Consider the following 19,793-nt stretch of genomic DNA (forward strand, 5'->3'; position numbering starts at 1 on the left):
TTCTATGCGTGTCCAACGACTGGGTTTGCCCAATCTCGGCTTTGGCGTTGGCCTGCGGACCACGCACCTTCCGCACATTCTGCGCCACGGCCCCGGCGTGGACTGGTTCGAGATCATCAGCGAGAACTTTATCGACCACTACGGCTACGCGCGCCACGCACTGGAGCGCATCCGCGCCGAGGTGCCGATCGTGATGCACGGCGTGTCGCTGTCGATTGGCAGCACCGATCCGCTGAACCGCGACTACCTCGCCAAGCTCAAGCAACTGGCCGATGACATCCAACCAGCCTGGGTTTCCGATCACCTGTGCTGGACGGGCGCGGCCGGCGTGAACTCGCACGATCTGCTGCCGCTGCCCTTGACCGAAGCCAGCTATCGGCACGTGCGGCAGCGCGTGGAAGCCGTCCAGGAATTCCTGCGGCGGCCACTGGTGCTTGAGAACCCCAGCAGCTATCTCGAGTTTGCTGGCGCCACCATGGCCGAGTGCGATTTCCTGGCGCGGCTGGCGCGCGAAACCGGCTGCGGCCTGCTGCTCGACGTCAACAACGTCTACGTGTCTGGCCACAACCATGGCTTTGATCCGGAGGCGTATCTGCGCACGTTGCCGCCCGAGCACATCGTGCAGCTTCATCTGGCTGGCCCGACCGACTGCGGCGACCTGCTGGTCGATACGCACGACCGCGCGGTGCCGCTGCGTGTCTGGCAGCTCTACGCGCTGGCGCAGCAGCTGTGTGGAGCGACGGTGCCCGACGATGCGCCGATGCCGCGAGGCGCGGTTTCCACCTTGCTCGAATGGGATGCCGACATTCCCGACTATCCGGTCTTGCTGGCCGAGTTGGACAAGGCCCGCACCGTGCTCCGCGGCGAGATGCCGTCGCCGGCCGATGCACCGATGCATGACGTGGTGAGCGGGCAGGCTGGCGCCACGGCAGGCGGGACGACCGTGTATTCGACGCCGCTGGATTTCCAGGTGAGGGAATGCGATGCCATCACACCCGCTCCATGATGTTCAACGCTGGCTGATGACCGTGATGACCGCGCCCGGCGGTGCGGACCACGGTCTGACGCTGGCGCTGCATCGTTTCGGCTTCACGGCCGACGACCTGATTCGCGCGGGCGGTGTGGCGAGCCCGCTGCGGCGGCTGGGCGTCTATGCCGACGGCTACCTGCAGCGTCTGTACGACTGCCTGTCCGCCGACTACCCCATGCTCGAACGCGTCATGGGGCGCGACGTGTTTGGCTTTTTCGCCCGTGCCTACCTCTGGGAAAATCCATCCGGATCGACCACCCTCTACGATCTGGGCATCGGCTTTCCCGATTTCCTGGCGCGACATCTGCCTGCGGGCACCGATCCTGATGACAGCGTCGCGCTGCTGCCGATCGAGCTTGCGCGCCTGGAGCGGGCGCGTACCGAGGTCTTGCGTGCACGCGGGATGGAGCAGGCGAGCGCGGCGAAACCCGCCGCTCATCTGCTGGGGCTCGCGCCGGACCCTGCAATGACCTGGGCTGTTCCACACTGCGTGAGGCTGCTCGCGCTCAGGCTCGACCTGATCCCGTTCTGGCAGGCCATGGAAGTCGACGATGCGGTGCCGGCCTGCCCCGGGATCGCGCCCAGCTACGTGGCGGTCAGCCGCGTGCGCTACCGAGTCTCGATGTATGCCCTGAATGGCTGGCAATACGCGACGCTGTGCGCGCTGCGCGACGGACGCCCCCTCGCTGCGGCGCTGGATGCAATGGCACGGACCGGTATGACGCCGGCCCAGGCTCTGGCCGAATGGATGCTCTGGTCTTCGGCGGCGCAGTCGCTAGGGTTGCTCGCCAACGCGGCAGATCTCCCGCCGAGCTAAATGGCCGTGAGGCAAAGAAAACCCCGGCAGCTTCGGCTGGCCGGGGTTTCTTGTTGGGACGGCGATTACTGCTTGTGCATCTCAACCACAGTCGGCCGCCCGTCCACCGTATCGAACGTCGCCATCACGTGATCGCCTTCCTTGAAGTTCTTGAGCGCGGCCTTGTCCTTGACGGCAAACGTCATCGTCATGGCGCCCATGTTCAGGTTGTCGATGTCGCCGTGCTTGAGCGTGACCTTGCCCGTGTCGGGGTAGACCTTGCGGACCTCCGCCGCGACGGGCTTGGGTGCTTGCTTGGACGGATTGGCCTGGGCGGCGGGCTTCATGTCCATGCCTTCCATTGGCGTGGCGGCAAACGTTACGGGCGATGTGGCCAGCAGCAGGGTGAAAGCCAGAGCGGATGCGTATGTCATCGTGAGACCTCGTGCGAATCGGGTTGAGCGTGGGGTTGGGAAGGGGAGGATGCGCCGCGCCTGCGCAACAGCAGATAGACAGCGGGAACAACAAACAGCGAGAGCAGGGGCGCCGTGACCATGCCGCCGACCATGGGGGCGGCAATGCGCTGCATGACTTCGGAGCCGGTGCCGTGTGACCACATGATCGGAATCAGGCCGGCCAGGATCACGGCCACCGTCATGGCCTTCGGGCGCACGCGCAGCACGGCACCTTCCTGGATGGCGTCGAGCAGCGCTTCGGTGCTGGTCTGGCCGCGTTCCTGACGCTGGTCCCACGCCTGCTTGAGATAGAGCAGCATGATGACGCCAAACTCCGCTGCCACGCCCGCGAGCGCGATGAAGCCCACCACGCCCGCCACCGACAGGTTGTAGCCCAGCCCGTACAGCAGCCAGAACCCGCCAATCAACGCCAGCGGCAGGGTGCCCATGATGAGCAGCGCCTCGTCGATGCGGCCGAACACCAGATACAGCAGCACGAAGATGATGAGCAGCGTGAACGGCACCACCACCTTGAGCTTGGCGGTGGCGCGTTCCAGGTACTCGAACTGGCCCGACCAGCTGAGTGCGTAGCCTGCGGGCATCGGTACCGCCTTGGCGACGGCCGCTTGCATGTCGCGTACCGCCGAGCGCAGATCGCGCCCGCGAATGTCGACGTACACCCAGCCGGAGAGCCGTGCGTTCTCACTGCGCAACATCGGCGGACCTTGCACGACACGGATGTCGGCTACATCCGATAGCACGATCTGCTGGCCCCGGTCGGTCACGATCGGCAGGCGGCGCAGTTGCTCCACGGAATCCCGGTAGTCGCGTGGGTAACGCAGGTTGATCGGGAAGCGCGCCAGCCCATCGACGACTTCGCCCACGTTGTCGCCGCCGATGGCAGACGACACGATGTTCTGCACGTCCTCAATGTTCAGACCGTAGCGTCCGGCGGCCACGCGGTTGATGTCGACGTCGATGTAGCGCCCGCCCGAGAGCCGCTCGGCCAGCGCCGAGGTGACGCCGGGCACCGTCTTGACCGCTGCCTCGATCTGCGTGGTGAGGCGGTCGATCTGCTGCAGGTCCGTGCCCGCCACCTTGATGCCGACCGGGCTCTTGATGCCGGTGGCCAGCATGTCGATACGGTTGCGGATGGGCGGCACCCAGATGTTGGACAGGCCCGGCACCTTGACCACACGGTCCAGCTCGTCGACCAGCTTGTCGGGCGTCATGCCGGGCCGCCATTGGTCGCGCGGTTTGAACTGGATGGTGGTCTCGAACATCTCCATTGGCGCTGGGTCGGTGGCGCTGTCCGCGCGGCCGGCCTTGCCGAACACGCTGGCAACTTCGGGCACGGTCTTGATGAGCCGGTCGGTCTGTTGCAGCAACTGCGCCGCCTTGCCGGCCGACAACCCGGGCAGTGCCGACGGCATGTAGAGCAAGTCGCCTTCATCCAATGGCGGCATGAACTCGCCGCCCGTGCGCAGGATTGGCCAGGCCGTTGCCGCCAGCAGCACGAGGGCAATCGCCACCGTCGTCTTGGGATACGCCAGCACGCGAGCCAGCACCGGCTGGTACATGCGGATGAGCCAGCGGTTGAGCGGGTTCGACTGCTCGCTCGGGATGTGTCCACGAATCAGGTAACCCATCAGCACCGGCACCAGCGTGACCGACAGCCCGGCGGCTGCCGCCATCGAATACGTCTTGGTAAAGGCCAGCGGCGAGAACAGCCGCCCCTCCTGCGCCTCCAGCGTGAACACCGGGATGAATGACAGCGTGATGATCAATAGCGAGAAGAACAGCGCCGGCCCGACCTCCGCAGCAGATTCGCCGATGATGCGCCAGCGCTCCTGCCCGCCAAGGTCACGCTGCAGATGCGCCTCGTGCCAGCGCTCCAGGTGCTTGTGCGCGTTCTCGATCATCACCACGGCTGCGTCCACCATCGCACCCACCGCAATGGCGATACCGCCCAGCGACATGATGTTGGCGTTCACACCCTGATAGCGCATCACCAGGAACGCAGCCAGCACGCCCAGCGGCAGCGAGACGATGGCCACCAACGCAGAGCGCAGATGGAACAGGAACACCACGCACACCAGCGCCACGACGATGAATTCCTCGATCAGCTTGTGCGTGAGGTTGTCCACCGCGCGGTGGATGAGTGCGGAGCGGTCGTAGACGGGCACGATCTCCACGCCCGCCGGCAGGCTCTTCTGCAGCGTGGCGAGCTTGGCCTTGACGGCATCGATGGTCTCCAGCGCGTTCTTGCCGGAGCGCATCACGATCACGCCACCAGCGACTTCGCCCTGACCATTCAGCTCGGCAATGCCGCGCCGCATCTCGGGCCCGAGCTGGATGGTGGCGACGTCGCCCAGCCGCACGGCGATGCCGGTGTCGCTCGTTGCCAGTGGAATCTGCCGGAAGTCGTCGAGCGTCTTCAGGTAGCCGCTGGCGCGCACCATGTACTCGGCCTCGCCCAGCTCCAGCACGGAGCCGCCGGTTTCCTGGTTGGCGCCCTTGAGCGCCGCCAATACCTTGGCTTGCGACAGGTTGTACGCGCGCAGCTTGTCTGGCTGCAGCACCACCTGGAACTGCTTGACCATGCCGCCCACCGACGCGACTTCTGCCACGTTCGGCAACGCCTTCAGCTCGAAGCGCAGGAACCAGTCTTGCAGCGCCCGCAGTTGCGCGAGATCGTGGTGGCCAGTCTTGTCGACCAGCGCGTATTCGTAGACCCAGCCCACGCCCGTCGCATCCGGCCCCAACGCCGGCTTGGCCGCCGCCGGCAAGCGTGACTGCACCTGGTTCAGATACTCCAGCACGCGCGAGCGCGCCCAGTACAGGTCGGTGCCGTCCTCGAACAGCACATAGACAAACGAGTCCCCAAAGAACGAATAGCCGCGGACCGTCTTGGCGCCCGGTACCGACAACATCGTGGTGGTGAGCGGGTAGGTGACCTGGTTCTCGACGATCTGCGGCGCTTGGCCGGGCAGCGGGGTACGGATGATGACTTGCACGTCCGACAGATCGGGCAGCGCATCGAGCGGCGTGCTGCGTGCCGCCCACAGTCCCCACGCCGTTAGCAAGACGGTGGCGAGCAGCACCAGGAAGCGGTTGCGGATGGAAGCGAAGATGAGGCGCGCGATCATGGTTTGCCTCCCGCATCACCGGTCAGTTGCACCGAAGAGAGGACCGCCATACCGTCCTTATCCAGATGGAAGCGGAAGTGCACGCGGTCACCCGGCTTCAGGCCCCTGGGCAAGCCATTGGGGGGCGAGGCAAAGTCCATCGTCATCGCGCCCCATTTCAGCGAGGGGATCGGACCATGGGAGAGCGTGAGCCCGTCTCTGTTCACGGCTTCGATGCGGCCGATGCCTTCGTGCTCGGTGGTGGCAGCGGCGGGTGCGGATGCTGCTGACGGCGGCGTCATCCGTTCCGTGGTGCCGCGCAGGCTGGCCTCGGAATCCACCAGGAATTGGCCGGAGGTGACGACCTTCTGCCCGGCCTGCAAGCCCTGCAGTACCTCGACCTTGCCCTCAGCCTCGCGCCCGGTGCGGATTTCCGTGGGCACGAAGCCGGTCTTGCCACCATCCACCATCACGACGCTGCGCTCGCCGGTGCGGATCACAGCTTCGGACGGGATCAGCAGCGCTTCCTGGTCCAGACCGCCATCGAACCGCACGGTGGCAAACATGCCCGGCACGAGTCGCCTATTGGGGTTGGGCAGCACGATGCGGACCTTGATCGTGCGCGTGGCCGTATTCACGTCAGGCAGGATTGCGTCGACCTTGCCTGCGACCGGTTCCGTCAGGCCAGCAGCCGATACCTTGACCGGTGCGCCTGGCGCCACCGTTCGCATTTGCGCTTCCGGCACTTCTGCAATGACCCAGACGCGGCTGAGATCAGCCAGCCGGAACAGCGTCATCCCCGGCGAGACCGTCATGCCGTCACGCACGGCAACTTCTGTGACGAAGCCGTCGATCGGGCTGGTGATCGCCAACGCCGGCTGCAGCTTGCCCGAAGTGCTGACGGCGCTGATCTGGCCCGCCGTCATGCCGGCCTGCAGCATGCGCGCCTTGGCAGCACCTGCGAGATCGGACTGACCGTGCGCGGCTTGGCGCGATACCGCTAGGTATTCCTCCTGCGCCGCCACCCAATCCGGCGAGTACAGCGAGACCAGCGTCTGCCCACGCCGCACCGGATCAAACATTGCGCGCACCGACACCTGCTGTACGAACGCGCTCGTGCGTGCCTGGATGACTTGCGCGCTGCGCTCGTCCACGGTCACATTGCCCGGCGCTTCCAGCACGCTGCCCAGGTGGCCAAGCTGGGCCTCAGCAGTGCGGATGCCCAGGTTCTGCACGACGCGGCTGTCGACGGTGACGCCACTGCCGCCTGCATCGCCATCTGCGTAGACGGGCGTGAGCTGCATGTCCATGAAAGGCGACTTGCCCGGCTTGTCAAAGCGCTGGCCGGGCACCATCGGGTCGTGCCAGTACAGCACTTTCTTGCCGGTTTGCGGATCGATGTCGCCTGCCTTGAGGCCGGTCGAGTTCGATGCTGATGTTGTGACCAGGGACGATTGCTGGCCGCGTGACAGGCCGATGCGGTAGCCGCCATAGGCCACCGCGCCAACCAGCAATGCACCCGCCACCGTGGCGATTAGCGTTTTGTTCATTGAAGGCTCCCCGTTGCGGGTTCGGTCTGGGCGGTGGGCAGTGGCACGAGGAAGGCGAGATCGGCCCACAGCTTGGCCGTCTTGGCTTCCAGCGTCAGGCGTTCCTGCGCGGTATCGATGGCGCGGTGGTTGGCTTCGGCCACGGCCGAGAGCGTGCCGGTGTTGGCGCGATAAGCCGTTAGGGCCGCGTCCGCCTGCGCGTTGGCCAGTGGCAGCGTTGTCTCTTCGTAGCGCTTGAGGCGGTCGAGATTGCGTTGCAGCTCGGTCAATCGGGTCGCGACCATGGCTTGCGTGTTGCGTCGGAGGACTTCCGATTTGGCGCGCGCCTCCTGTGCCTGTGCCAGTTTGGCGGCCACCTCTCGGTCTTGCCGATTGCCCTGGTCCCACGGCACCGGGAAGCTGACGTTGAGCGAGCCCATGTTGGAGTACGCCGCGCCGCGCTGGCTATACATCAGCTCGACCGTCACGTCCGGCTTCTTGGCCTCAGCCGCCGCGCGAATTTCCGATTCCGCCAGCGCCACGTCACGTTGAGCAGCGGCCACTTCCGGCACGGCGTCGAATGCGTCTGCCGCAAGGCGCTGCGTGGATGCGGGGACCTCCAGTGGCGGGCGGTCGCCCAGCGGACGATGCGCAGCGGGACCAATCCAGCGTTCCAGGGCCACCGTCGCCATCTCGACGGTGGAGCGATTTTCATCCTGGCGGTCGTGCAGCTTCTGGACCTCCAGATCAGCGGCCAGCACGTCAGCGCGTGTGCCGCGACCGCTTCGGTACGCGGCCAGTGCGGCCTGGCGCGCCAGTTCGAGCGGGTGTCCGTGGTGGCCGAGCAGCACGCCGGTCTGCTCGGCATACCAGCGGTCCAGCCACGCGGCGACGGCGTTGCGCTGCACCTCGGCAAGGCCGGCATTGCGGCGCGCTTCGGCTGCGGCGGCTTCGGCGGTGTAGCGGTCAGCCTTGGCACGGCGCTTATCCGCACGCGTGAACTCCTGCATCACGCTGATGGAGCGCTGGGTCATGGAGTCCCGGCTGAGCGAGAACTGGTCGGATTTGTTGAGCGGAACGCTATCGAGCCCGAGCTTGACCACCGGGTCCGGCAACTGGCCGGCGGCGATGGCCATTTCATTGGCGGCCTGAATGGGTGCGCGGGACGTTTCCGCGTCGGCAGAGCGGGCCGACGCGAGGCCGATCGCCTCTTGTATGGAAAGCGTGTCAGCGGGCTGGCTGTACGCCAATCGACTGCTGACGAGCAGAACAGCGGCGAGCGCAAGCCAGCGCCCACCGCATGGGGAACAACGCGAAAGCATAGAACCTCCGGAAAGCAACGATCACCCCGCCGCGCAGGCGGCAGGGCATGAAGAACGCGTTGCTTCGGAGGCTAATTTCGGAAACAGCAGTGAAGGATGGACAGCGGTGGCGGGGGTGCCCGCGCGATCGGATCGGCTTGCGCCAGGATCAGCGGCACCGTCGCGGCAATCGGCGTTGGCTCGATTTGCCCAAGCAGGACAGGGAGGAAGGCCGGAATCTGTGGCGAGACGTGGTCCGCCGTTTTGGTGCCGGCCTGACAATGCTCCAGGCATAGCCCGTCATGCTGGCCGTTGTCCTGCGGCGCCTTCTCCGCCATTTCGGGGCACGACTCGGCCATGTCTGCCATGCCTTCCATCGCGCCCGTGTCCATCGCTGACTGCACCGCAAACCGGCCGCCCGCGCAGGCGTAGGCCGCCGTTGCCAGTTGCACGGTCAGGAACGTCAGGACGAGGAAGCCGGCAAGCCAAAACCGGCGAGGGGAGCGGCGCACGTGGGGTCTCGGTGGTGGCGCGATGCTAGCAGAGGTGGGTGATGCGCGTGAGTCTTGGGCTTCCCATGTGGGAAGGTCAAGTGCCTAGCCCGGGGGGAGCTTCGGCTGGCCGGGGTTTTCATTGAGGTTCTTCGCCGATTGATCGCAGCATGCCGTTCAACAGCAACGCTGCTGAGCGCGCCCCTGACACCGAGGCGGCGCCGTTGAAGACGAAATGTGGCGTGCTCAATATCTTCCCCTTGGCCGGGCGCCCGCGCTTTGGCCGTTCGCGCTCAGGCTGGGCAACGCAGTTGCGGATGTCATGCAGACAGGCGAGCAAGGCTTGCGGTTTTGCACCGTGCTCCATGCCCAACCGCTCCAGCACCTGCAGGTTGCCGATGTCTTCCCCATCAACAAAGAAGGCTCTGAACAATCGGTCGACCAGCCCGAAGCTCTCGAAGGTGGTGCACTGTGTCGCTACGCAGCCAACCATGCTGTGCGCCGCAGTGGTGTTCGGCAAGATGTTGATGCGTTTGAAGTCGAATGCGATGCCGGCGGTTTGGCCCGCTTGCTGCACCTGCTCGCGTCGCAACGCCACGGCTGTGGGGCCGCCGAACTGGGTCAGGTAGAACGACTGGTAGGACGTGCCCGCAAGCGGTGTTTCCGGCAACAGCGGATACGAGCGCCACTGTACCTTGACCTTGGCGGTTGGTTGCAGCCGCTGGAACTCGCGTAGAGCGGCTTCCAGATGGCGTATGCCGATCCAACTCCATGGGCAGACGAGGTCGAAGAAGACGTCGATGGTGAGCGGGTGCCTCGGGCGATCGATGACTTGATGGTTTGCTGGCGCGTTCATATTGGTGAAGCCTCCGCACGGTCAGCCATCGCGTTAGGTTTGGCGGCCGGTGCTGCTGGGTCCAGCCGCCACGAAGAAAAAGCGAGGAGGGCGCCCTCCTCGAAGATGTACCAAGGGGACGAGAGGGTCATCTCCCCCGGTACGGGGTTGTTTCGATTACGTGTGGCACTGCCTACTGCCGGGGCAGGGCGGTACCGTCGGCATAGCTGTAGACACCCGCTGCGCCCGCCAGCGTCGACACGTTGCCCGTCGGGCTGATCATCCGGATCAGGCTGTTATACAAATCGGTCACGTACACGACGCCGTTGCTGTCAACGGTGATGCCGACGGGAATCGTGAACTGGGCGTTCGTGCCGAGGCCATCCGCGCTACCGGCGGCGCCCGAGCCTGCCAGTGTGGTCACCACGCCGGCGGGCGTGACTTTGCGGATGGTGTTGCCTTGGGATTCCGCCACATAGAGGTTGCCGTTTCCGTCGACGGCGATGAATCCAGGGACATTGAAGGCGGCAGCGCTCCCAGTGCCATCGGTGTGGGCACACCCCCCGGAACCGGCCAGCGTGCTTACCACGCCAACTGGCGAAACCTTGCGGATAGTGCAGCTGGTTCTTTCCGCGACGTACACCGTGCCATTGCCGTCAACGGCTACGCCTAGTGGGTCATTGACACTGCCGGTCAGGGTGCTCACGGCACCGGCAGGCGTGACCTTGCTGAGGGTGTTGGTGCCGGAATCCGCCACATAGACGTTGCCTGCCGAGTCGACGGCAATGCTATTGAGCACGCTGGAGGCGCCGCCAGCGGTGGCCAGCGTGGTCACCACACCGGCAGGTGTGATCTTGCGGATGGTCTTGGAGCCGTTATCCAGCACATAGACGTTGCCGCTGTTGTCGGTTGCGATACTGATTGGGACGTTGAAACCGGCGGTGGTCCCGGTTCCATCCGCCTCTATGGCACTGCCGGAGCCGGCAAACGTCGACACCACGCCGGACACCGTGATTTTGCGGATCCTGCTGTTGAACGTGTCGGCCACGAACAGGTTGCCGCTGCCATCCACTGCGATGCCATACGGCCCGCTGAATCGCGCCGTGGATTGGAAATTGAGCGTGATGTTGACCGATTGCTGCAACGCGCCCAACGTGGCCGTGACGGTGGCCGCATCGTTTGCGGTCGTGTAGGCCGGGTCGGGGATATAGCTCACCGTGGCACCGCTGGTGGCGCTCAGGCTGCCATGGCCGCGAACGGTCCATTGCACGTTGGCGGCAGACAAGGTCGTGTTGGGATTGGCTATGGTTGCCGTCAGAGACACGGGGGCGCCGCTGGCCGAGGTAGAGGCATTCGAAGGCGAGAGCGCGAGCGTGGCACTGGGTGTGACGGAGATCGTGCCGGTGAATGGCGCGCTACTGCCATCCGTGGCGCTGACCGTGGCGACTGCTGCCGTGGATAGCGTGGCCGGTGGCGTGTAGGTGGCGCTGCCATCCGCGTTGACAGTGATCGTGCCGATCGAGGCTGCCCACTTTAAGGCGCCATGGCTGATGGTCGACGGCACTGTCAGCGTGACCGAGCCATTGCCGGCTTGCACCGATGGGCTGCTCAGCGTCAGCGTTTTCTCGCTCGCGGGCTTGAGCGCGATGCTGACCGACTCCGTGTGGCCACCCGCGGTGACAGAGACGACAGCCTGCGTGTCGTTGCTGACCGTTACTGGCGTGAAGGTGACGCTGTTGCCTTGCGTGGCGCTGAATGTGCCAGCGCCGGACGACCAGGTGGGCGTGCCGGTGGTGAACTGCGGCGAGACCGACATCGCGATCGGTGCATCGCCGACGTACCAGCTCACCTGACCGGCCACTGGGCGCAGGATGGGCGCGTGCAGGGTGATGGTTTTCGAGACGGTGGTGTTCCCCAGCGCGGCAGTGATCGTGACCTGCACATCGGCCTGCACGGTGGTGGGCGGCGTGTAGGTCACGCTGGCACCCTGGGTCGTGCTCAACGCGCCCGGGCCGGTCAATGACCAACTGGTTGTGTTGCTGCTGGCAGTGAAGGTCAGCTTGCTGCCGCTGCCATACGTATCGAGGCCGGCAGGATGATCAACAGACAGCGGGGCCGACGACGAGGTTGTTCCCGAATCGGTGGAGGAGGGTCCGCCGCTGCAGCCGGGCAGCAGCATGATGGAGGCGCAAATCAGTACGCCACAGAGCGTGGTCTGGTATCTAAGCATGGAGATGTTGAAATCGAGCGAGAAGCAGAAGCGGCGTGCGTACAGCCGCGAGGCCATTCAAGCTGCAAGGCAGCACATGGATTCAACTTATCGCGTGCCATGGGGGATGGGGAGGCCGCATGTTTTGCGCGCCTGCACGATTGTTTTGCCAGCCGGAAAAATCTTGGTCGGGCGGCAATCCGTGCAGAAACTTTAGAGCGAGTGCGTCAGGGGAGTGCCGCCAAGTCCCGGTCGGAGCGTGCTTTAATCGCGCCCATGGCTGAAGACACTACCGTCTCTTTTTCTTCCGATCCGTTGCGCGGGCAGCGCATTCTGGTCGTTGACGACGTCGACGAGACCCGCATGCTGCTTGTGGATTTTCTGCAGCGGCGGGGTTGTCGTGTCTATATCGCGCGGGATGGGCAGGATGGTGTTCAGAAGGCCCAGAGCGTGGTGCCGGATTTGATCCTGATGGACATCCGCATGCCGGTGTGTGATGGCATCACCGCGTGCAGGCTGCTCAAGGCCAATCCGGCTACGCAGAGCATCCCGCTGATCTTTCTGACCTCTGCGGCGTTGCCCCAGGAGCGCGTGGCTGGACTTGCGGCCGGCGCGGTGGACTATGTGACCAAGCCCTTCGATTTTGAAGAGGTCCGCCTGCGTCTGTGCATTCATCTCAAGCCTCTGGCCGCGCCCAGTGGCGCGCCTGCGGAAGGGGATGTGAATGCGGCCTCCAGTACGCTGGATGTCACGCTGTATCGGGCGACACGCAAGCTGCTGCTTGAGCAACTCGCGCAGACGCCCAGCCTGGTGGAGCTTGCCGCCGCAGTGGGAACCAACGCGCGCCGGCTCAACGCGGCTTTCAAGCAATGCGTTGGCGTGACGGTGTTCGATTTTCTGCGCGAGGAGCGCATGAAAGAGGCGCGGCGCATGCTGTCCGAGACCGCGCTCGACGTGCAGCTGATTTCCCGGGAGCTGGGTTACAACAGTGCGGCCAATTTCTCCACCGCGTTTCGTGATCGCTTTGGGCTGACACCCAGCCAGTTCCGGCAGGATTCCGGGGGCCACGCGTGAGTGCTTGCGCATTCGCCGTCGTATCGTCGCGCCGGCGTGTGTGCTGGGCGCTGTGTTTGGCACTCGTGCTGGGGGTGCTTGTCGGGCTGATCGGCCAGCCAACGTGGGCCAAGCCGATTGACATAGGGCAGGGCGGGGGCACCGATGCCAAGCCCCTGACGCTGCTGCCCGATTTGTCCGTGCTGGAAGACAAGACGGGTCGGCTGGATCTTGGGGCTGCCATGACCAGCACCGACTGGATGGCAATCCCTGGGGAGAGTTTGAACCCAGGCTACACCGCTTCCCGATTCTGGCTCAGAGGAACGCTGCGCAACAGCGGCGCGCAGCCGGTGACGCGCTGGCTGGCCGTTGACCCTGCGCGGCTGGAATCGGTCGACTACTACCGCCTGGCACCTGACGGGCACACCGCACTCGAAACCACACTGAGCGGCAATCGTCTGCCGCTGGACACCCGGCCCATGACGGCGATGGTTCCAGTGTTTCCGGTCACGCTGGCCCCAGGCGAGCAGATGACATTTGCCCTGCGGGTCCACAGCCGCTCTGCGGTGAATATTGATCCGCAGCTCTGGGAGCCCGCCGCATTTCGGCAGCGCGAGGGTCACGACCTGATGCTGCAGGCATTCCTGGTCGGCCCCGCGCTGATGCTGGCGTTGTACGCCCTCATTCAGGGGTGGTCCGGGCGGGATCGTGGTTTCCTGCTGCTGTTCGGGTGGATCTGCCTGGCTGTTCTCTACAGCATGGCCATCCAGGGGTACCTGTACCGCTATGTTCTGCAGGCCGGTGGGGAGTGGGTCCTGCGTGCGCCATCCACGCTGGGCGTGCTCACCACAGTGTTCTACGCCGCCGCCACGATGACCTTTGTGGGTCTGGGGCGGATCGCCGTCTGGAAGTGGGGGTATCGCACGGTCGTGATGTTCCTGCTGGCGGGGTGCCTCTGGACCCTACTGGGGGACTACCGCGCCGGCGCCGTCTATTCCAACAGTGTGGTTGCCGCGTTCAACGTGCTGTGGGCGATCTCGATGGTGGATGCCTGGCGGCGAGGCCTGCCCAACGCCCGGCTGTTCATGTTGACGTTTGGTGTCGTGTGGGCCGTGCAACTGGTGGGGCTGCTGGAGTTTCACGGTATCCTGAACCGCGGCTGGCATGCTGGCCTGGGGTTGTCCTGGCTGGTGGAGCTGGCGACGCTGCTGATGATGGGCGCGCTTGTCATTCAGCGCTCGCGCGAGATGTCCGCCGCGCACGCCGCGATCCAGCAGGTGCTGCTGGACGCCAAGAGCCAGGAGCAACGCAAACTGGAACATGCCGTCGTCGAGCGCACGCAGGAGTTGCGCACGGCGCTTATTGACGCTGACGAAGCGAATCGCGCCAAGACCGATTTTCTCGCGCGTATCAGCCATGACCTGCGCACGCCGTTGACGTCGATCATCGGCTTTGCCGAGCTGGTGCAGACGGCGGGCCAGGAGAACGCCGAGCGGGGCCGGATCATCAGCCGCAGTGCACGGCACATGCTCGCCATGGTGAACGACCTGATCGACTACGCACGCGGCGGCGAACCGGACGCATTGCACAGCGCGCCGGTCTACGTGCATGCGCTGCTCGATGCGGTTGTGCAGGAAGGCGCCGAGCTGGCCCGGCGGCGCGGCAACCAGTTCGCCTTTCAGATTGTGCGTTCGTTGCCGCCCGTACTGGAGCTGGATGCCAAGGGCTTGCGGCGCTTGCTCGGCAATCTGCTGGACAACGCGACCAAGTACACCACGGGTGGCCGTGTTGAACTCCTGATCGATTGCGAAGGTGGGGTGCAGATCGGGCAAGCCGTACGGCTGACATTGATCGTGAAAGACACTGGGCCCGGCATTGCCCCCGAAGATCAGCAACGTATTTTCGAGCCGTTCCAGCGGCTGGACACGGCGCGCACCCAGCCCGGCACGGGGCTTGGGCTGGCGATCGTCCGGCAGTGGATCGAACGGATGGGCGGTTCGCTGAAGATCGACAGCGCGCTGGGTGCCGGCACGTCAATGCGTCTGGAGGTGCCTGCAACCGTCGCGGCCGAAGATGCCGTCTCACGCCACCACGTTGCCGACATTGGCGCCGTCGCGCCGGGCATCGACGGCAGTGGCCTCGTCATCTGGATCGCGGAAGACACGGCCGACATCCGCCGCTTGCTTGCCGACGAGCTGTCGAGTCTGGGCTTTGCTGTTGAGACCGCGTCCGACGGCGTCTCGATCATCGAGCGGATGACGCAGGCGGGCGATGCGCGCCCCGACCTCGTATTGACCGACTATCTGATGCCCGGCGCCGATGGTCGTGCGGTGTTGCAGGCAGCTCGGCAATACCTGCCTGGGGTTCCCGTGGTGGTCCTGTCGGCGATTCCCCAAACCGCGTCGGCCAGCGACAGCCCTGCAACGCCTGCGTTTGATGCCGCCTTGCTCAAGCCGATCAGTCTGGCCGAGCTGCAAGAGACCCTGATGCGCCTGCTCGGACTGCAACGGCTCCCACCGGTGGCGGATGCTTCAGAGGCAGAGCCATTGGTTGGCCCACCGCCGAAGGCACGTGCCGTTGCGCTGGCGTTGATCGACTTGGGTGCCATCTCGGATCTGATCGACTGGGCCGACGCCCTGCGCTCCGAGTATCCGCAGTGCGAGGCATTCGCCATGCAGGTCCGCCAACTGGCCACCCGTGGGGATCTGGCAGCGCTGCAACGGCTTTGCAGCTAGGCAACGGACGGGGCTGCACCTGCGGGTTATACAGCGGGACTGATCGCTAGCCAGAAACACGAAGGCAACAACAAGATGACGGGCGTGTGCATGGCAAACGCATCACAAACTCCCTGAAGAATCGTTTGCCAGTCACCCACGTGATGATTAGACTGCTCCTCATGTGACTTTCTGTGCCACCGGCAGGAAGCTTCGCCGATGGCACCGGCCGCACTCTCGATCGCCTCGACCCGTGAGCCCCAACGACCGCCGACTTGTCCGCCATCTGCTTATCGTCGTCACCATCAAGGTGGCGGTGCTGGGTGCGTTGTGGTGGACCTTCGTGCGGGACCACCAGGTGCCAGTCGATGCTGAGCGCGCCGCCGATCGTCTTGGCGTGACACCACCAGCGCAGGGAGGGCATCCGTGATATCCGAGCACCTCGTCGATCTTTCCCGGCTGCAGTTCGCAGCCACGGCGATGTACCACTTCCTGTTCGTGCCGCTCACGCTGGGCATGGTCTGGCTGCTGGTCATCATGGAGAGCGTCTACGTGATGACCAACAAGGTCATCTGGAAAGACATGACGCGCTTCTGGGGCAAGCTGTTCGGCATCAACTTCGCGCTGGGTGTGACCACCGGCATCACGCTCGAATTCCAGTTCGGCACCAACTGGGCGTACTACTCGCACTACGTGGGCGACGTCTTCGGGGCGCCGCTGGCCATTGAAGGGCTGATGGCGTTCTTCCTGGAATCCACCTTCATCGGCCTGTTCTTCTTCGGGTGGGATCGCCTCACAAAAACGCAGCATCTGCTGGTGACGACGCTCATGGCGATCGGCACCAACCTCTCCGCGCTGTGGATCCTGATCGCCAACGGCTGGATGCAGAACCCGGTGGGCGCCGACTTCAACTGGCAGACCATGCGCATGGAGATGAACGACTTCTGGGCCGTGGTCTTCAACCCCGTGGCGCAGGCCAAGTTCGTGCATACGGTGTCGGCAGGCTATGTGACGGGCGCGATGTTCGTGTTGTCGATCTCGAGCTGGTATCTGCTGCGCGGCCGCGATGTGGAGTTCGCCAAGCGCAGCTTCCGCGTGGCAGCGGCCTTTGGGCTGGCCAGCGTGTGCTCGGTGATCGTGCTGGGCGATGAATCCGGCTACACCGTGGGCGAAGCACAGCAAACCAAGATGGCCGCCATCGAGGCCATGTGGGAGACCGAGCCTGCACCGGCCAGCTTCAACATGATCGCGTCGATCAACCAGGCGGAGCAGAAGAACGACTGGGCGATCGAGATTCCGTGGGTGATGGGCTTAATCGGCACGCGCTCGGTGTCCAAGCAGATTCCGGGCATCCATGAGATCAAGGTGCGCAACCGCGGCCGCATCATGAGCGGCATCGAGGCCGTCGCCGCGCTGGAGACGCTGCGCAAGAATCCGAGCGATGCTGCGGCGCTCCAGACCCTGCAGATCCATCAGCAAGACCTGGGCTTCGGCCTGCTGCTCAAGAAGTACGTGACCGACGTGCGGCAAGCCACGCCCGAGATCATCGACCGCGCCGTTGACGATACCGTGCCGCGCGTGTGGCCGATGTTCTGGGGCTTCCGCGTGATGGTCGGCTTGGGCTTCCTGATGCTGGCGTTGTTCGCGCTCTCGTTCTGGAGCACGCTGCGGCCGCAGCGCAAGGCGCCGGCATGGCTGCTGCGCTGGGCGCTGTGGATGCTGCCCGCGCCGTGGATCGCCATCGAGCTGGGCTGGGTAGTGGCCGAGTACGGCCGCCAGCCGTGGACCATCTACGGCGTGCTGCCCACGCACCTGAGCGTGTCGACCTTGAGTGAGGCTAGTCTGTACGGCTCGCTGGCCGGCTTCATCGGCTTCTACACGCTGCTGCTGATCGTTGAGATGTACTTGATGATCAAGTTCGCGCGGCAGGGCCCGGGCAGCCTCGGCACCGGTCGCTACGATTTCGAAGCCGCCCACGCTTGAGGAGAACGCCATGTTCGACTATCCCACCCTCAAGGTCATCTGGTGGCTGCTGATCGGCGTGTTGCTGATCGGCTTCGCCATCATGGACGGGCACGACATGGGCGTCGGCACGCTGCTGCCGTTTGTCGGCAAGACCGACGACGAGCGCCGCGTGATGATCAACACCATCGGCCCGCACTGGGACGGCAACCAAGTCTGGTTCATCACCGGCGGCGGGGCGATCTTTGCCGCGTGGCCGCTGGTGTATGCCACCGCGTTCAGCGGGTTCTACTGGGCGATGCTGGCGGTGCTGTGGGCGCTGTTCTTCCGGCCGGTCGGGTTTGATTACCGCAGCAAGATCCACAACACCACGTGGCGCAAAGCGTGGGACGTGGGCCTCTTCATCGGGGGCGCAGTGCCGCCGCTGATCTTTGGCGTGGCGTTCGGCAACCTGCTGCAGGGCGTGCCGTTCCACTTCGACAACTTCATGGTGGTGACGTACACCGGCACGTTCTGGCAACTGCTGAACCCGTTTGCCATCCTGACCGGCGTGGTGTCGAGCGCGATGATCACCATGCACGGCGGTGTCTATCTCGCGCACCGGACCGAGGGCGTGATCCAGCAACGTGCCACGAAGGCTGCCACGGGGGCAGCCGTCGTCGCCGTGGTGGCGTTTGTCGCGGCTGGCGCATGGCTGCACGCAGGCAGCATCGAAGGCTACGTCATCACCTCGGCTATCGACCCGGCTGGCTTGTCCAATCCGATGGCCAAGACCGTCGCACGTGCTGCCGATGGGTGGTGGCGCAACTATCAGGCGCAGCCGTTGCTGTGGGTGCTGCCGCTGCTGGGGGTGGTCGGGCCGCTGCTGGCAGTGGTGCTGTCGCGGGCAGGGCGGACGCTACTCGCGTTCGTGCTGTCGTCGCTGGGGTTGGCGGGCATCATCACGACAGCGGGGGCTTCGATGTTCCCGTTCGTGCTGCCGTCGTCCAGCATGCCCGCCGCCAGCCTGACGGTGTGGGATAGCGTCTCCAGCCACTTCACGCTAGGCCTGATGTTCTGGGCCGCGATCATCTTCACGCCCATCATCATTCTCTACACGAGCTGGTGCTACCGCGTGATGCGCGGCAAGGTGACGGTCGAACACATCCGGGCCAACGAGCACTCGGCCTACTAAGCACAGCACAGGAGAACAAGACCATGTGGTACTTCAGTTGGATCCTGGGTGTCGGCTTTGCCGTGCTGCTGGCCGTGCTCAACGCGATGTGGGGTGAGGTGAGCGACGCCCGTGCCGCTGGCGAGGAACGCGAGTGAGCTCAGCCAGCGTGAACGCCCCTGACAAGCCGCGCATGCACGTGCCCAGCCTGGCAGCCGGGTTGATCGTCATGGTTGTCGGTACGGTCTATCCGTACATCGTGACCAACGGCGCTGGCCATGTCGATCATGGCCTCGCCACTCTACTGTTCTGGGCGATGAGTGCAGGACTGGTGCGCGGGGTGGGGTTTATTCCGCGCCACAAGGTGTGGCGGGTGCTGTTTTCCGGGTGGTCGTGCGCGCTGGCCCTGGTGCTGTTCGGCCTGCTGCGTTTTCTCGGATGAGGCGTTAGCGCGGCAGGTGGGTCGGACCAGCGGCTGGCGGCTCCGATGTGCGGCCGCGCAGCACATTGCGCAGGCGTCGCACACCACGCCACAGCTTCGGCAGCAGCCAGACGGCCACCAACAGCAGGATCGCCAGCACCACCAGAAACGCGACCGGCAGGAAGAATGACATCAACAGCCCACCGGTCGCCGTGATGTCTTCGCTAAAGGACGCTGCCCAATTCGAAAACGGCTCCGGCGAAGCGTTGATCAGCGCACGCGTGCCAGCCTTGGTTGCGTGCGCCGTTCCAGCCAGGGTGCCGCCGATCAGCCCTGCTGCCACCATCCATTGCGGATCGAGCTGCCCAAATGCCGCTGCCGCCAGGATCGCCCCGGCAGGAATGCGGATGAAGGTCTGGATGCTGTCCCAGACGGAATCGAACCCCGGAATCTTGTCGGCCAGGAATTCCGCCACGGCCAGCACACCGGCCAGCCCGATCACCCACCACGATTCGAGCATCTGCAGCCCCGGCGGCAGGTGCAGCCAGCCCGTGCGGCCCAGCACACCGGCGGCAAACACGGCCAGGTAGAGGCGGAATCCGCTGGTCCAGGACAAGCCTGCGGCCAGCGCGGCGGTTTCCAGCATGGGGCTCCTTGCGCGTTCAGGCAGGCAGACGGGGCGCTTGCCGATACTGGCAGTGTAGTGCCCGCGCGCC

At 64.9% G+C, this 19,793-nt stretch carries 17 protein-coding genes; 9 read left to right on the plus strand and 8 right to left on the minus strand.

Features of this window, described 5'->3' with window-relative positions; all coding sequences use genetic code 11:
- The first annotated feature begins 4 nt into the window (after positions 1–4).
- Positions 5–1,006, plus strand: a complete 1,002-nt coding sequence (gene bufB / locus PI87_RS06740) for an MNIO family bufferin maturase (RefSeq protein WP_039596949.1) — start codon at positions 5–7, stop codon at positions 1,004–1,006.
- Positions 1,007–1,022: 16 nt separating this feature from the next.
- Positions 1,023–1,847 carry an HvfC/BufC N-terminal domain-containing protein gene (locus tag PI87_RS06745; protein WP_232313951.1) on the plus strand — a complete coding sequence of 275 codons (825 nt, stop codon included), beginning with the start codon at positions 1,023–1,025 and terminating at the stop codon, positions 1,845–1,847.
- 65 nt (positions 1,848–1,912) lie between these two features.
- Here PI87_RS06745 and PI87_RS06750 read toward each other — a convergent pair whose 3' ends face one another.
- The 7 genes from PI87_RS06750 to PI87_RS28040 all read right to left on the minus strand — a co-directional run bounded on the left by PI87_RS06750 (position 1,913) and on the right by PI87_RS28040 (position 11,852).
- On the minus strand, positions 1,913–2,260 hold the full coding sequence (locus PI87_RS06750; RefSeq protein ID WP_039596951.1) for a copper-binding protein: 348 nt from the start codon (positions 2,258–2,260) through the stop codon (positions 1,913–1,915).
- On the minus strand, positions 2,257–5,430 hold the full coding sequence (locus tag PI87_RS06755; RefSeq protein ID WP_039596952.1) for an efflux RND transporter permease subunit: 3,174 nt from the start codon (positions 5,428–5,430) through the stop codon (positions 2,257–2,259). The genes PI87_RS06750 and PI87_RS06755 overlap by 4 nt, the downstream gene beginning before the upstream one ends.
- The gene (locus PI87_RS06760; protein WP_039596953.1) at positions 5,427–6,959 is read right to left on the minus strand and encodes an efflux RND transporter periplasmic adaptor subunit; all 1,533 of its coding nucleotides are present in this window, start codon (positions 6,957–6,959) and stop codon (positions 5,427–5,429) included. Before PI87_RS06760 ends, PI87_RS06755 begins: the two co-directional genes overlap by 4 nt.
- Positions 6,956–8,260 (minus strand): TolC family protein, encoded by a 1,305-nt coding sequence (locus tag PI87_RS06765; protein WP_039596954.1) that lies wholly within the window; start codon positions 8,258–8,260, stop codon positions 6,956–6,958. The genes PI87_RS06760 and PI87_RS06765 overlap by 4 nt, the downstream gene beginning before the upstream one ends.
- Before the next feature lie 71 nt (positions 8,261–8,331).
- Positions 8,332–8,751: a hypothetical protein gene (locus PI87_RS06770; protein WP_039596955.1), complete on the minus strand. Its 420-nt coding sequence runs from the start codon at positions 8,749–8,751 to the stop codon at positions 8,332–8,334.
- 118 nt (positions 8,752–8,869) lie between these two features.
- A complete protein-coding gene (locus PI87_RS06775) occupies positions 8,870–9,586 on the minus strand; it encodes a DsbA family oxidoreductase (RefSeq protein ID WP_052321437.1) in 717 nt (238 codons plus the stop codon).
- Between the two features lie 172 nt (positions 9,587–9,758).
- A complete protein-coding gene (locus tag PI87_RS28040) occupies positions 9,759–11,852 on the minus strand; it encodes a hypothetical protein (protein WP_052321438.1) in 2,094 nt (697 codons plus the stop codon).
- A gap of 198 nt (positions 11,853–12,050) precedes the next feature.
- Here PI87_RS28040 and PI87_RS06785 point away from each other — a divergent pair, with 198 nt between their 5' ends.
- From PI87_RS06785 to PI87_RS06810, 7 genes are all read left to right on the plus strand, one after another.
- Positions 12,051–12,848, plus strand: coding sequence for a response regulator transcription factor (locus tag PI87_RS06785; protein ID WP_039596956.1), 798 nt, complete (start codon positions 12,051–12,053; stop codon positions 12,846–12,848).
- 65 nt (positions 12,849–12,913) lie between these two features.
- Entirely contained in the window at positions 12,914–15,562 is a 2,649-nt protein-coding gene (locus PI87_RS06790) for a hybrid sensor histidine kinase/response regulator (protein WP_232313957.1), read from the plus strand.
- 232 nt (positions 15,563–15,794) lie between these two features.
- Positions 15,795–15,971: a cytochrome oxidase putative small subunit CydP gene (gene cydP, locus PI87_RS29410; RefSeq protein WP_198139526.1), complete on the plus strand. Its 177-nt coding sequence runs from the start codon at positions 15,795–15,797 to the stop codon at positions 15,969–15,971.
- Complete coding sequence (locus PI87_RS06795) at positions 15,968–17,524, plus strand: cytochrome ubiquinol oxidase subunit I (protein ID WP_039596957.1); 1,557 nt, start codon at positions 15,968–15,970, stop codon at positions 17,522–17,524. Before cydP ends, PI87_RS06795 begins: the two co-directional genes overlap by 4 nt.
- A gap of 10 nt (positions 17,525–17,534) precedes the next feature.
- Positions 17,535–18,677 (plus strand): cytochrome d ubiquinol oxidase subunit II, encoded by a 1,143-nt coding sequence (cydB, locus tag PI87_RS06800; protein ID WP_039596958.1) that lies wholly within the window; start codon positions 17,535–17,537, stop codon positions 18,675–18,677.
- Between the two features lie 23 nt (positions 18,678–18,700).
- Positions 18,701–18,814, plus strand: coding sequence for a cytochrome bd-I oxidase subunit CydX (cydX, locus tag PI87_RS28440; protein WP_039596959.1), 114 nt, complete (start codon positions 18,701–18,703; stop codon positions 18,812–18,814).
- Complete coding sequence (locus PI87_RS06810; protein ID WP_232313952.1) at positions 18,811–19,098, plus strand: cyd operon YbgE family protein; 288 nt, start codon at positions 18,811–18,813, stop codon at positions 19,096–19,098. The genes cydX and PI87_RS06810 overlap by 4 nt, the downstream gene beginning before the upstream one ends.
- 4 nt (positions 19,099–19,102) lie before the next feature.
- Here PI87_RS06810 and PI87_RS06815 read toward each other — a convergent pair whose 3' ends face one another.
- A complete protein-coding gene (locus PI87_RS06815; RefSeq protein WP_039596960.1) occupies positions 19,103–19,723 on the minus strand; it encodes a DUF4126 domain-containing protein in 621 nt (206 codons plus the stop codon).
- Between the last annotated feature and the right edge of the window lie 70 nt (positions 19,724–19,793).

Source organism: Ralstonia sp. A12 (assembly GCF_000801955.1).
Lineage (GTDB): Bacteria > Pseudomonadota > Gammaproteobacteria > Burkholderiales > Burkholderiaceae > Ralstonia.

Bases quoted from the DNA above. Each gene is read 5' to 3' on its own strand.
- bufB (WP_039596949.1), top strand. From the start codon at position 5: ATGCGTGTCCAACGACTGGGTTTGCCCAATCTCGGCTTTGGCGTTGGC.
- PI87_RS06745 (WP_232313951.1), top strand. From the start codon at position 1,023: ATGACCGTGATGACCGCGCCCGGCGGTGCGGACCACGGTCTGACGCTG.
- PI87_RS06750 (WP_039596951.1), bottom strand. From the start codon at position 2,260: ATGACATACGCATCCGCTCTGGCTTTCACCCTGCTGCTGGCCACATCG.
- PI87_RS06755 (WP_039596952.1), bottom strand. From the start codon at position 5,430: ATGATCGCGCGCCTCATCTTCGCTTCCATCCGCAACCGCTTCCTGGTG.
- PI87_RS06760 (WP_039596953.1), bottom strand. From the start codon at position 6,959: ATGAACAAAACGCTAATCGCCACGGTGGCGGGTGCATTGCTGGTTGGC.
- PI87_RS06765 (WP_039596954.1), bottom strand. From the start codon at position 8,260: ATGCTTTCGCGTTGTTCCCCATGCGGTGGGCGCTGGCTTGCGCTCGCC.
- PI87_RS06775 (WP_052321437.1), bottom strand. From the start codon at position 9,586: ATGAACGCGCCAGCAAACCATCAAGTCATCGATCGCCCGAGGCACCCG.
- PI87_RS28040 (WP_052321438.1), bottom strand. From the start codon at position 11,852: ATGGCCTCGCGGCTGTACGCACGCCGCTTCTGCTTCTCGCTCGATTTC.
- PI87_RS06785 (WP_039596956.1), top strand. From the start codon at position 12,051: ATGGCTGAAGACACTACCGTCTCTTTTTCTTCCGATCCGTTGCGCGGG.
- cydB (WP_039596958.1), top strand. From the start codon at position 17,535: ATGTTCGACTATCCCACCCTCAAGGTCATCTGGTGGCTGCTGATCGGC.
- cydX (WP_039596959.1), top strand. From the start codon at position 18,701: ATGTGGTACTTCAGTTGGATCCTGGGTGTCGGCTTTGCCGTGCTGCTG.
- PI87_RS06815 (WP_039596960.1), bottom strand. From the start codon at position 19,723: ATGCTGGAAACCGCCGCGCTGGCCGCAGGCTTGTCCTGGACCAGCGGA.